General features: G+C 70.9%; 11 protein-coding genes and 1 tRNA gene. 3 read left to right on the top strand and 9 right to left on the bottom strand.

Going from position 1 to position 11653, the window contains the following annotated elements; translation table 11 throughout:
- Positions 1–14 precede the first annotated feature (14 nt).
- Entirely contained in the window at positions 15–644 is a 630-nt protein-coding gene (locus tag OG199_RS24380) for a MerR family transcriptional regulator (RefSeq protein ID WP_356805443.1), read from the top strand.
- 181 nt (positions 645–825) lie between these two features.
- Here the strand turns inward: OG199_RS24380 and OG199_RS24375 are convergent, their stop codons facing one another.
- Positions 826–1644, bottom strand: a complete 819-nt coding sequence (locus tag OG199_RS24375) for an exodeoxyribonuclease III (protein ID WP_356805434.1) — start codon at positions 1642–1644, stop codon at positions 826–828.
- A 62-nt stretch (positions 1645–1706) separates the two neighbouring features.
- On the opposite strand from OG199_RS24375, the gene OG199_RS24370 reads away from it, so the two are divergent.
- A complete protein-coding gene (locus OG199_RS24370) occupies positions 1707–2192 on the top strand; it encodes a GNAT family N-acetyltransferase (RefSeq protein ID WP_266699697.1) in 486 nt (161 codons plus the stop codon).
- 93 nt (positions 2193–2285) lie between these two features.
- On the opposite strand, the gene OG199_RS24365 is transcribed toward OG199_RS24370, so the two are convergent.
- The 7 genes from OG199_RS24365 to galU all read right to left on the bottom strand — a co-directional run bounded on the left by OG199_RS24365 (position 2286) and on the right by galU (position 7890).
- Positions 2286–2359: transfer RNA gene (locus tag OG199_RS24365), tRNA-Ala, on the bottom strand.
- A gap of 129 nt (positions 2360–2488) precedes the next feature.
- Complete coding sequence (gene glpR, locus OG199_RS24360) at positions 2489–3730, bottom strand: gephyrin-like molybdotransferase receptor GlpR (RefSeq protein ID WP_405831260.1); 1242 nt, start codon at positions 3728–3730, stop codon at positions 2489–2491.
- A gap of 210 nt (positions 3731–3940) precedes the next feature.
- Entirely contained in the window at positions 3941–4549 is a 609-nt protein-coding gene (locus OG199_RS24355; protein ID WP_248001966.1) for a GNAT family N-acetyltransferase, read from the bottom strand.
- Between the two features lie 26 nt (positions 4550–4575).
- On the bottom strand, positions 4576–5088 hold the full coding sequence (locus OG199_RS24350) for a MogA/MoaB family molybdenum cofactor biosynthesis protein (RefSeq protein WP_356805438.1): 513 nt from the start codon (positions 5086–5088) through the stop codon (positions 4576–4578).
- Entirely contained in the window at positions 5085–5564 is a 480-nt protein-coding gene (gene moaC, locus OG199_RS24345) for a cyclic pyranopterin monophosphate synthase MoaC (RefSeq protein ID WP_356805440.1), read from the bottom strand. The genes OG199_RS24350 and moaC overlap by 4 nt, the downstream gene beginning before the upstream one ends.
- A 95-nt stretch (positions 5565–5659) precedes the next feature.
- Positions 5660–6982 carry a gephyrin-like molybdotransferase Glp gene (gene glp, locus OG199_RS24340; RefSeq protein WP_356805442.1) on the bottom strand — a complete coding sequence of 441 codons (1323 nt, stop codon included), beginning with the start codon at positions 6980–6982 and terminating at the stop codon, positions 5660–5662.
- Positions 6979–7890: a UTP--glucose-1-phosphate uridylyltransferase GalU gene (gene galU / locus OG199_RS24335; RefSeq protein ID WP_168528581.1), complete on the bottom strand. Its 912-nt coding sequence runs from the start codon at positions 7888–7890 to the stop codon at positions 6979–6981. The genes glp and galU overlap by 4 nt, the downstream gene beginning before the upstream one ends.
- A gap of 132 nt (positions 7891–8022) precedes the next feature.
- Between galU and OG199_RS24330 the strand changes: the two genes are divergently transcribed.
- Positions 8023–8598: a 5-formyltetrahydrofolate cyclo-ligase gene (locus OG199_RS24330; RefSeq protein ID WP_405831258.1), complete on the top strand. Its 576-nt coding sequence runs from the start codon at positions 8023–8025 to the stop codon at positions 8596–8598.
- A 154-nt stretch (positions 8599–8752) separates the two neighbouring features.
- On the opposite strand, the gene OG199_RS24325 is transcribed toward OG199_RS24330, so the two are convergent.
- Positions 8753–11524 (bottom strand): penicillin acylase family protein, encoded by a 2772-nt coding sequence (locus OG199_RS24325; protein WP_405831256.1) that lies wholly within the window; start codon positions 11522–11524, stop codon positions 8753–8755.
- Positions 11525–11653: the final 129 nt, after the last annotated feature.

Below are 11653 nucleotides of genomic sequence, written 5' to 3'. Positions count from 1 at the left end.
AGCGTGAGTACCGAATGGAGGAGCTGGCCGAGGAAGCCGGCATCACGGTGCGCACCCTGCGCTTCTACCGGGAGCGCAAGCTCATACCGCCGCCCCGCCGCGAGGGCCGGATCGCCTGGTACGACGACACGCACCTGGCCCGGCTGCGCACGATCTCGGCGCTGCTGGAACGCGGCCACACGCTCAGCGGCATCGCGGAACTGGCCGAGGCCTTCGACCACGGCCGCGACGTCGGCGAACTCCTCGGCCTCGGCGAACCCACCGAGGAGACCCCGGTCCGCCTCTCCCCCGAGGAACTGGCCGACGTCTTCGCCGGCCAGGCCACCCCGGAGAACCTCGCCGCCGCCCTCGATCTCGGCTACCTCGGCACCGACGGCGGCGAGATCGTCCACATCAGCCGCCGCCTGCTCGACGTGTCGGCGGCCCTGGTCCGCGAGGGCATCCCGCTCGCCGACGTCCTCACCGCGGCTCGCCGCGTCCGTGACCACGCCGAAGCCCTCGCCGACCTCTTCGCCGGCATCGTGCTGAGCGAGAACCGCACCACGGAGGACCTGACGCGCCTGCGCCCCCTGGCGAAGAGCGTGGTGGAGGCGGAACTGTCGATGGCCCTGGACCGCCGGCTCAGCCGCCGCCCGGAATCCTGACCGCCCGCCCGCCGCGGCGAGCGGCTCGGCTTCCCGCGGGCCGGTGAGGCATACGGCCCGACCCGGCCCACGCGGGTCCGGTCGGGCCTGCTCCGGTCAGGCCCGGTCCGGTCGGGCCTGGTCCGGTCGGGCCTGGTCCGGTCGGGCCTGGTCCGGTCAGGTCAGGTCAGGTCAGGTCAGGTCAGGTCAGGCCTGGTCCGGTCTCGAAGACCACGGTGACGGGCGCGTGGTCCGACCACCGCTCCCCGTGAGTGGCGGCCCGCTCCACGAACCCCTTGACCGCGCGCCGCGCGAGCCCTCCGGTCGCGACGATCAGGTCGATCCTCCAGCCGGTGTCGTTGTCGAAGGCGCGCCCCCGGTAGGACCACCACGAGTACGGCCCCTCCGTGTCCGGGTGCAGGGCGCGCACGACATCGACGTAGCCGCCGTCTGCCGCGTCGAGGACCCGGCCCAGCCACTCGCGCTCCTCGGGCAGGAAACCGGAGTTCTTCTTGTTCGCCCGCCAGTTCTTGAGGTCGGCCTCCTGGTGGGCGATGTTCCAGTCGCCGCAGACGACGACCTCGCGCCCGTCGGCGGCCGCCCGCTCGCGCAGGCCCTTCAGATAGGCGAGGAACTCGCCCATGAACCGCGTCTTCTCGTCCTGCCGCTCGGTGCCGACCTCCCCGGAGGGCAGGTAGAGGCTGGCGACGGTGACGCCGGGGAGGTCCACCTCGACGTACCGGCCGCCGGCGTCGAACTCCTCGGAGCCGAATCCGACCTGGACGCGGTCGGGCTCGCGGCGGGTGTACAGGGACACGCCCGCCCGGCCCTTGGCGGCGGCCGGAGCGTGCACGACGTGCCACCCCTCGGGCGCCCGCACCTCCTCGGGCAGTTGTCCGGGCTCGGCCCGCACCTCCTGGAGGCACAGGACGTCCGCGGAGGTCTCCGCGAGCCACTCCACGAAACCCTTCTTCGCGGCGGCCCGGAGTCCGTTCACATTCACAGAGGTGACAGTCAGCACCCGGGCACGATACTTAATACGTCCGTTCCCCCGCACGCATGCATAGATGTACGATATTCGGTATGCATATCCGCCCGGTCCCTTTCGACCACCCCGACGCCGTCAAGCTCAACGACCAGGTGCAGGCCGAATACGCCGAGCGCTACGGAGACGAGGGCGATGTCACACCGCTGGACGCGTCGATGTTCAGGCCGCCGCTCGGCCTGTACCTCCTCGCGTACGACGAGCGGGACCGCCCGGTCGCGACGGGCGGCTGGCGCAGCCAGGACGAGAACGACGAGGGGTACTCGGACGGCGACGCCGAGCTCAAGCGCATGTACGTCGTCCCGGAGGCCCGCGGCCTCGGCCTCGCCCGCCGCATCCTGGCCGCCCTGGAGGACGACGCCCGCGCGGCCGGCCGCACCCGCATGGTCCTGGAGACCGGCGCCAAGCAGCCCGAGGCGGTCGCCCTCTACACCTCCAGCGGCTACGCGCCCTGCGTGAAGTTCGGCTACTACCGTTTCCACGACTTGAGCATGTGCTTCGCCAAGCCGCTCTCCGCGTCCTGAGCCGGGCGCACCGAGTTTCGCGCCGGAACATCCGGAGCGACCGGAACATGCAGAAACCCCGCCGGACGAATCCGGCGGGGTTCTGAATTGCGGTGGACCTGTGGGGATTTGAACCCCAGACCCCCTCGATGCGAACGAGGTGCGCTACCAGACTGCGCCACAGGCCCTTGCAACGAGTGAAACTCTAGCATCCTCATCCGGGTGCTTGGAAATCCGTTCCCGGCTGGTCAGCCGGGGCTCCCGGACAGACGGTCACACGGCCCGCGCGCACAGGGCCGTGCGGCCCGCGCGCGGGGTCACTCGTTGGCCGCGCGCGGCCGTTCGCCGTCCTCGTACTGGTCGAACAGCGGGGTGCGGCCGCGCTCTCGGGCCCGCCGGGCGGACGCGGCGCGCCGGGCGTCGCTGCGACCGTCGCCGTCGACCTCGGCCCCTTCGGCGGCCTCGGCTGGGCCGCCCTCCTCTGCGGGCTCCGCCTCGGGCTCGGCCGGTTCGACCGCGCTGGAGCGCGCGGAGCTCCACGCGTCCGGGGCTCCCAGGTCGACGCTGGACGTGGCCCGCGGCGCGACGGGCGCGGTCACGTACGTCGGCAGCGGAACCGGCACCGGGTCCCAGCTGTCACCCCGGCCGGGGCCCCGCTGACGCTCCCGCTGCTGGTCGACCCACTCGGCGTGGTCGGTCTGCTCGACGAGGGCGCGACGGTCGGCCGCGAGCACGGAAAGGCCGGGGTCGGCCTCCGGCTCGGGGCCTTCGTCCTGCTCCTCGGTGCCCGCGTCGAGGCCGGCCCGGCGGCGCGGCTGCCGCTCGCGCAGCCGCTGCGCCGCGGCCTCGGCCCGGCGGCGGTCCATGACGTAGGTGAAGCGCCGCCGCTCCTGGGCCCGCAGATAGACGATGTACGCGCTCAGCATCACGGCGGGCACGCCGGGAGCCCACAGGAACGCGAGTCCTCCGACGGCCGCCACGATCGCGCCGCAGGTGAAGGCGAGGAAGAGCATGACGGTCGTACGCCGCCGGCGCGCGAGCGCCTTCGAGCGCCGGGCGCGTGCTGCGGCCTCCGCCGCGGAGACCCGCCGGTCGGCGGGAACCCGCGAGGCCGCGGAAGCGCTCGACGCCGACGAGGGCAGGGGTTCGGTGTGCGCCGACGACTGCGGCACCGGTCTGGCGGTCGCCGCGGCGCCCTGCGGGGCACCGTGCCGGGCGGCCGACTGCGGTGCCTGCTGGGGCTCCGGCTCGGCGGGCTGCGGGAGTTGGGCCTTGGTGTGTTCCCGGGCCGGAGGCATGGCGAAGGCCCGGACGTCCACCGAATCGGTGGCACCGCCCGGGTCGGCGCTGGGCTCCCCCTCTTCGGTGGAGCGCGCCCGCAGGTCCTTGGCGTACCGGCGCTCCATCCCCGCCCGTCCGGACAGCAGCCGGATGGCGGTGCTGAAGCGTTCCGTCGGACGGGCTTCGTTCAGCTCGTCCTGCCTACGGAGCCACATCGGCACCAAGTAGGCGGCCCAGGCCCCGACGATGACTGCGTAGATGAGGCCGCTGCTGCTCACGCCTCACACGGTAGAGGGGTTTGCGTGAGGCCATCTGCCAATTGAGCCGGTGTGTCGCACGATCTGGCTGATATTTCGAGCTTTTTTTGTGACCGATGCGATCAGCAGGCTGCCGGGACCCGTGAATTTAATGCCGCGGGACGACCCGGAGAGGCACCGAGATGGTTCCGAGGTGATCGCCGACCGATCAATTTCGAACACACATTTCATTTACTGAGTACTCGGCCTGCTCCGGTTCTGTGAGCGTGCCCGCTGCCAGCGTCCGAGAAGCCCCTCGGGCACCTCTTCCGCGGTGAGCGCGAAGACGAGATGGTCGCGCCAGGCCCCGTCGATGTGGAGATAACGCGGCCGGAGCCCTTCCTCACGGAATCCGAGTTTCTCCACGACGCGGCGGCTGGGTCCGTTCTCCGGGCGAATGCAGACCTCGATACGGTGCAGTCCGACCGTGCGGAAGCAGTGGTCGGTCACCAGCGCCACGGCCGTCGGCATCACCCCGCGCCCCGCCACCGCCTGGTCCACCCAGTAGCCGACGTGCCCCGAGCACATCGAACCCCAGGTGATCCCGGCGACGGTCAGCTGACCCACCAGACGGCCCTGGTACTCGATCACGAAGGGCAGCATGCGGCCCGCGTTCGCCTCGGCGCGCAGATGGCGGACCATCTGCCGATAGGTCGGCCGGTGCGCTATCGGCCCGCTGGGGGTGGGGGGCGGAATGGTCGCCTCCCACGGCCGCAGCCAGTCGCGGTTGCGCCGGTTCACCTCGCGCCAGGCCCGCTGGTCGCGCACCTTTATCGGCCGGAGGACGACATCGCCGTCCACCAGCTCGACGGGCCAGGACGGGCTGTTCAGCTCGCACCCCCACTGCCGTTGGGTCTGGGGTGGTCGCCGCCGCGGATCTGCTCCACGGCGTGGACCAACAGGGGCTCCAGGACGGCCAGACCGTCCTTCACCCCGCCGGTGGAACCCGGCAGGTTGACGATCAGTGTCCGGCCCGCGACTCCGGCGAGCCCCCGGGACAGCGCCGCCGTCGCGACCTTCTCTCTACCGAACGCCCTGATCGCCTCAGGAATGCCCGGGACTTCGTGATCCACCACGCGCCGGGTCGCCTCGGGCGTCCGGTCGGTGGGCGAGATCCCCGTGCCACCGGTGGTCACGATGACGTCGTACCCGGCCTCGACGCCGGCGCGCAGCGCCGCCTCCACGGGGTCGCCGTCGGGTACGACCCGGGGACCGTCGACGGTGAAGCCGTACGACGTGAGCCCCTCGGCGATCAGGGGTCCGCCCCGGTCCGCGTAGACGCCCGCGGCGGCCCGGTTGGAGGCGGTGACCACGAGGGCGCGGTACGACGGCGATGTCATGCCCGGCTCCAGTCGCCCGACTTTCCGCCTGTCTTCTCCTCGACCCTCACGTCCGTGATGACCGCCCCCTTGTCGACCGCCTTGACCATGTCGATCACGGTCAGGGCCGCCACGCTGACCGCGGTGAGGGCCTCCATCTCGACGCCCGTACGGTCGGTGGTCCTCACGGTCGCGAGGATCTCGACGGCGTCGTCCGCGACCGACAGGTCGACCTTGACGCCCGACACCGACAACGGGTGACAGAGCGGGATGAGATCCGGGGTGCGCTTGGCGCCCATGATGCCCGCGATGCGCGCGGTGGCCAGGGCGTCGCCCTTGGGCACTCCCCCGCCGCGCAGCAGTTCGACCACACGGGGGGAGACCAGGACACGGCCGCTGGCGCGGGCGGTGCGCGCGGTCACGTCCTTCCCGGAGACGTCGACCATGCGGGCGGCACCCGCCTCGTCGATGTGGGTCAGTCGGTCCTGCGTACTCATGTGCGGCAGCGCTCCCGGTCGGGCCTGTTGTGCGCGACACGGTACCGCCAACTCGGGGCGGGCAGCCGGGCAGGACCCTTCCGGGCTGCCGCCGGTCAGCCCAGCAGGACCACGTCGACCTCGGTGCCGGGCTCGACCGAGGTGGTGTCCTCGGGCACGACGATCAGCGCGTCGGCGTGCGCGAGGGCCGCGACCAGGTGGGATCCGGCGCCGCCGACGGGCGTCACCCGGCCGTCCTCGTACGTGGCCCGCAGGAACTGCCGGCGTCCCGAGGGCGAGGTCAGCGCCTTCTCGGTCTCCAGAGTCGCCCGGGTGGTGGGGCGGTGGACGTCGTCCAGGCCCATGAGGGTGCGGATCGCGGGGCGGACGAACAGTTCGAAGGAGACGTACGACGACACGGGGTTGCCCGGCAGGGCGAGCAGCGGGGTGTGGTCGGGGCCGATGGAGCCGAAGCCCTGGGGCTTGCCGGGCTGCATGGCGAGTTTGCGGAAGTCGACGCCGGCGCCCGCCTCGTCCTCGTCGCCCACCGAGGACAGGGCCTCCTTGACGACGTCGTACGCGCCGACGCTCACGCCACCGGTGGTGACCAGCAGGTCGGCCCGGATGAGCTGGTCCTCGATGGTGGAGCGGAGTGTCTCGGCGTCGTCGGCGACCGCGCCCACGCGGTAGGCGATGGCCCCGGCGTCGCGGGCGGCGGCACACAGGGCGAAGCTGTTCGAGTCGTAGATCTGGCCGGTGTCCAACGCCTCGCCCGGCTGGACCAGTTCACTGCCGGTGGACAGGACGACCACGCGCGGGCGGGGGCGCACGCGGACGGTGCCGCGGCCGATCGCGGCCAGCAGACCGAGCTGCGGGGGGCCGAGGACCGTACCCGCCGCGAGAGCGAGGTCGCCCGCCCGCACGTCGCTGCCCTTCGCACGGACATGGGCGCGCGCTTCGGCCGGGCGGTGCACCCGCACCTGGCCGGAGGCGCCCTCGGGGGCGGCGCTGTGGGCGCGCATCCCGGAGACCGGGCCCTCGCCGAGTCCCCCGTCGGTCCATTCCACCGGGACGACGGCTTCGGCACCGGGCGGCAGCGGGGCGCCGGTCATGATGCGGGCGGCCTGCCCCGGACCCACGTGCGGCGGCTCGGCGCCGCCGGCCGCGACATCGCCGACGACGGTGAGAACCGCCGGATACTCCTCGCCGGCGCCCGAGACATCCGCGACCCGCACCGCGTACCCGTCCATCGAGCTGTTGTCGAACGGCGGCAGCGAGACCGGCACCGTGACGTCCTCGACCAGGACGCAGCCCTGGGCGTCGAGGAGTTGCAGCTCGATGGGTTCGAGGGGGCGGACGGTCGCGAGGATGTCCTCCAGGTGGTCGTCCACCGACCAGAGGCGGTCCTGGCCGGTGGTGCGGGCGGCGGCGTTGCTCAAGATCCCTGCATCTCCTCGGCTACGTAACTGCGAAGCCAGGTCCGGAAGTCCGGGCCCAGGTCTTCACGTTCGCACGCGAGTCTGACAATGGCACGCAGGTAGTCGCCGCGGTCACCGGTGTCATAGCGGCGGCCCTTGAAGACGACGCCGTGCACCGGGCCGCCGACCTTCTCGTCGGCGGCGAGCTGCTGGAGGGCGTCGGTGAGCTGGATCTCGCCGCCGCGGCCCGGCTCGGTCTTGCGCAGTATGTCGAAGATGTGGGGGTCGAGGACGTACCGCCCGATGATCGCGTAGTTGCTGGGGGCGTCCGCCGGGTCCGGCTTCTCGACCAGTCCGGTCACCTTGACCAGGTCGCTCTCACCGGTGGTCTCCACGGCGGCGGAGCCGTAGAGGTGGATCTGCTCGGGCTCGACCTCCATGAGCGCGATGACGCTGCCGCCGTGCTGCTCCTGGACCTCGACCATGCGGGCGAGCAGGGGATCGCGGGGGTCGATCAGGTCGTCGCCGAGGAGCACCGCGAAGGGCTCGTGGCCGACGTGCGGGGCCGCGCACAGGACCGCGTGGCCGAGACCCTTGGGGTCGCCCTGGCGCACGTAGTGCATGGTCGCGAGGTCGCTGGACTCCTGGACCTTGGCGAGGCGGCCGGCGTCGCCCTTCTTCTGGAGGGCCGACTCCAGCTCGTAGTTGCGGTCGAAGTGGTCCTCGAGGGGGCGCTTGTTGCGTCCCGTGATCATCAGGACGTCGTCGAGACCCGCCGACGCGGCCTCTTCGACCACGTACTGGATCGCCGGCTTGTCGACGACCGGCAGCATCTCCTTGGGAGTGGCCTTGGTGGCCGGCAGGAACCGGGTGCCGAGGCCTGCTGCGGGGATGACAGCCTTGCTGATCCTGGGGTGCGACTCAGTCATGCCCGTAACCATATCCGGTGGCTATGAGCAGAATCTGTGGCTCCGGTTACTTGGCTCTCATATGAGCACATAAAGAAACACGGGGAGAGATCTGTGCACCACGCCGGACGCGAGGCCGAGCCTGACAAGCGAATGTTGCGCCAAGGATTCCTCGCGGTGAGAAGCAGGTTGACAGCCGATGACCTGCGGGAGACCGCCGAGGCCCTGGCCGTGCGCGCACTGGAGCTGCCGGAACTGGCGCACGCGCGCACGGTGGCGGCCTACGTCTCCGTGGGGAGCGAGCCGGGCACCCTCGCGCTCCTGGACGCGCTGCACGCCCGGGGCGTCCGCGTACTGCTGCCGGTCCTCATGGCCGACAACGACCTGGACTGGGGCGCGTACGCCGGCGAGGACTCCCTCACCCGGGTCCGACACGGCGGGCGGATGGCCCTCCTGGAGCCGGCGGGTGAACGCCTCGGCCCCGAGGCCGTCCAGGAGGCCGACGCCGTCCTGCTGCCCGGCCTCGCGGTGGACCGGCGCGGACTGCGTCTGGGGCGCGGCGGCGGCTCGTACGACCGCGTACTGGCCCGTCTGGCGCGCGCGGGGACGGATCCGGCCCTGGTGGTGCTCCTTTACGACACCGAGGTCGTCGAGGACGTCCCGCGGGAGCCGCACGACCGTCCGGTGCACGCCGTGGTGACGCCTTCGGGGATTCGGCGCTTCCGGTGACGTCGCCCGGAGCTCCCCCGGCCGGGCTGGCGGGCGACCCGGCCGGCCCCGGACGGCTCGGCGTCCCCGGACACGGCTCGGCGTCCCCGGCGAAGCACGGAAAGGGCCCTCCACGCGTGCGTGGAGGGCCCTTTGCGCGGATGCCGTCAGTGCCTCACGGCTTGAGCACCAGGGTGTCCCTCGTGCTCTTGTCGACCGCCTTCGCCGAGAAGGCCCACGGCAGCAGCTCGCCCTCGGCCCACTTGTCCGTCTGGTCGGTGTAGTGCGCGCTGTAGGCGTGCCCGGACGCTCCGGAGAGGTTGATCCACTTCGACTTGTCGAGGTCGTCGAGGTTGACCACCATCCGCATCGACGGCACCCACACCACTCCGTAGCCGCCCGCGGCGTTCCAGCCGGTCGCGTTGACCGTCGCCTCGCCGCCACTGAGCTTCCAGGGGCCGCGGTTGAGCATGTACTTCAGGAAGGAGGGGCCCTCGGTGCCCAGGGTCTGGTTCTTCAGGAACAGGCGGTGCAGCCGGCCCCAGCTCCAGGTGTCGAGGTCCTTGCCGAGCTTGGCGGTCAGCTCCCAGCGGGCGTCCTTCATGGCCCGTACGAACAGCTCGTCACGGGTGTCGATCGCCTTGTCGAGGCGCGTCTTGGGCGCCTTCCACCAGTCGTTGTGCTCATCGTCGATGATCTTGCGGACGACCTCGAACCAGCGGTCGCCACCGTCCGGCTGTGCCTGGTCGGCGTCGCGCTGACCGCACTCGAGCACCTTCCGGTCGCCGTCCGCCGGACCGGTGGTGTCGACCGGGTCGACGTACAGGCACTGGCCCTTGACCCGCAGCTCCTTGGGCAGCTTGTTGCCGAAGGCCAGCTTGAGGATGTTGCGCCAGACCGCGTTGAAGTACGCGGCCGCCGCGGAGTCGGCGTCCTGGGTGTAGTCCCAGCCCTCCAGGAGCTTCTGCGTCTCGCGGACGTTCTTGTCGGCGATGTCCAGCTTGAGCAGCTTGGGCACGATCAGCTTGGCGATCTCGCTGCTGTTGTCGAGCTGCATCTGCCGCATGTCGTCGGTCGAGATCTTGCCGCCGCCGTCGGTCTTCGTCGTGATCAGATCGGTGATCCGCTGGCTGCGCGCACCGTAGCCCCAGTCCGTGGTGAGCGTGTAGGGGTACTTGTCCTTGTCGACGACGGCCTGGTTGGCGGTGACGATGTAGCCGCGCCTCGGGTCGAACTCGTAGGGCAGTTCGGACGGCTTGATGTAGCCGGTCCACCTGTACTTGGGGTCCCAGCCGGGCGAGGGGAGCGAACCGTCGTCGCCCTTGGGGCGGGTCGGGATCTTGCCGGGCAGCTGGTAGCCGATGTGGCCCTTGGGGCCCTTGCCGTCGGCGTAGATCAGGTTCTGCGAGGGCACCTCGAAGGACTCGGCCGCCTTGCGGAACTCGTCCCAGCCCGACGCCTTGTCGATCCGGAAGACGGCATCCATGGAGGTGCCGGGGTCCAGGGCGGTCCAGCGCAGCGCGATGGCGTAGCCGTCGCCGCGGTCGGGCGCCGCGGCGTCGACGGTGGCCTTCTTGCCGACCTTGACCAGCTCGTCGTCACGGTCGGACAGCAGCGGTCCGTTGTTGGTGGTGCGCACGACGATCGTCTTGCTGCCACCGCCCGCGATCTTGATCGTTTCCTTGCGGGTGGTGAAGGGCTTCACCTTGCCGTCGTACTGGTACCCGTCGCCGGTGATCTTCTCCAGGTAGAGGTCGGTGACGTCGACCCCGGAGTTGGTCATGCCCCAGGCGATGTTCTGGTTGTGGCCGATTATCACGCCGGGCATGCCCGCGAAGGTGTAGCCGGAGACGTCGTACGGGCACTTGCTGGAGACCGCGGTGCAGTGCAGGCCCATCTGGTACCAGACGGAGGGCAGCGAGGCCGACAGGTGCGGGTCGTTGGCCAGCAGCGGCTTGCCGGTGATGGTGCGCTCGCCCGACACGACCCACGAGTTGGAGCCGATGCCGTTGCCGTTCACCCCGACGGCCGTGGGCACGTCGTCGAGGACGTCGTAGAGCTTGGAGAGCTGGCTCTGCAGACCGCCGGGCGCCGTCGTGTCGCCGGCCAGCCCGGTGCCCGCCGTCGACTGCCCGGTGCCGCCGGTGGTGGTCGAGCCGTTCTGGACGTACGACTGCGTGACGCTGTCGTACGCACCCTCCTGGGTGATGGTCTTGTTCCGGTCGTACGGGTACTCCGGGTACAGGTCGGCGATCTGCTTCGGGCCCAGGCGGCTGGTCATCAGGGAGCGGTCGATCTCCTCCTGCATGTTGCCGCGCAGGTCCCAGGCCATCGCCTTGAGCCAGGCCACCGAGTCGACCGGGGTCCACTCCTGGGGCTTGTAGTCGTTGGTGAAGCCGAGGGCCGCGTACTCCAGGGAGATGTCCTTGCCGTCCTTGCCCTTCAGGTAGGCGTTGACTCCCTTGGCGTACGCCTGCAGGTACTTCTTCGTGGAGGCCGACAGCTTGGTGTCGTACTCCTCCTTGGCGACCCGGTTCCAGCCCAGCGTGCGCAGGAACTCGTCGTTCTTGACCTGGCCCTTGCCGAACATCTCGGACAGCCGGCCCGAGGTCATGTGCCGGCGCACGTCCATCTCGTAGAACCGGTCCTGCGCCTGCACGTAGCCCTGGGCCATGAACAGGTCCGCGTCGGAGGAGGCGTAGATCTGCGGGATGCCGTAGCCGTCGCGCTTCACGTCGACGGGCCCCGAGAGCCCTTCGAGCGTGAGGGAGCCCTTGGTCTGCGGGAAGGAGGCGCGGACGGTGCTGACTCCCCAGTACCCGCCGTAGGCCACGCCCCCGATCAGGGCCAGAACCAGGACGATCAGGATCAGACGGGCGCGGCGCCCCTTCTTCCTGCCGGACTTGCCGGGCTTCTGGCCGGAAGAGGCGGTCGTGTTCGGGGGCATCGCTGTCCTTGCTGTCCTAACGCGAGCGGCAGGCGGTCCTGGAGTGCTGGAGCAACCATAGGCGCAGGGCCCACCGCGCCTTGACGCGGAGTCGGGTACCCGGACGGCCGAGCGTTTGATCTCGGCCCC

The organism is Streptomyces sp. NBC_01176 (assembly GCF_045039825.1).
Taxonomy (GTDB): Bacteria; Actinomycetota; Actinomycetes; order Streptomycetales; family Streptomycetaceae; genus Streptomyces.
This window is presented reverse-complemented; position numbering and strand designations above follow the sequence as displayed.

Coding starts and splice junctions, on each gene's coding strand:
- OG199_RS24380 (WP_356805443.1), top strand. CDS start 15: ATGGAGGAGCTGGCCGAGGAAGCCGGCATCACGGTGCGCACCCTGCGC.
- OG199_RS24370 (WP_266699697.1), top strand. CDS start 1,707: ATGCATATCCGCCCGGTCCCTTTCGACCACCCCGACGCCGTCAAGCTC.
- OG199_RS24350 (WP_356805438.1), bottom strand. CDS start 5,088: ATGACATCGCCGTCGTACCGCGCCCTCGTGGTCACCGCCTCCAACCGG.
- moaC (WP_356805440.1), bottom strand. CDS start 5,564: ATGAGTACGCAGGACCGACTGACCCACATCGACGAGGCGGGTGCCGCC.
- galU (WP_168528581.1), bottom strand. CDS start 7,890: ATGACTGAGTCGCACCCCAGGATCAGCAAGGCTGTCATCCCCGCAGCA.
- OG199_RS24330 (WP_405831258.1), top strand. CDS start 8,023: ATGTTGCGCCAAGGATTCCTCGCGGTGAGAAGCAGGTTGACAGCCGAT.
- OG199_RS24325 (WP_405831256.1), bottom strand. CDS start 11,524: ATGCCCCCGAACACGACCGCCTCTTCCGGCCAGAAGCCCGGCAAGTCC.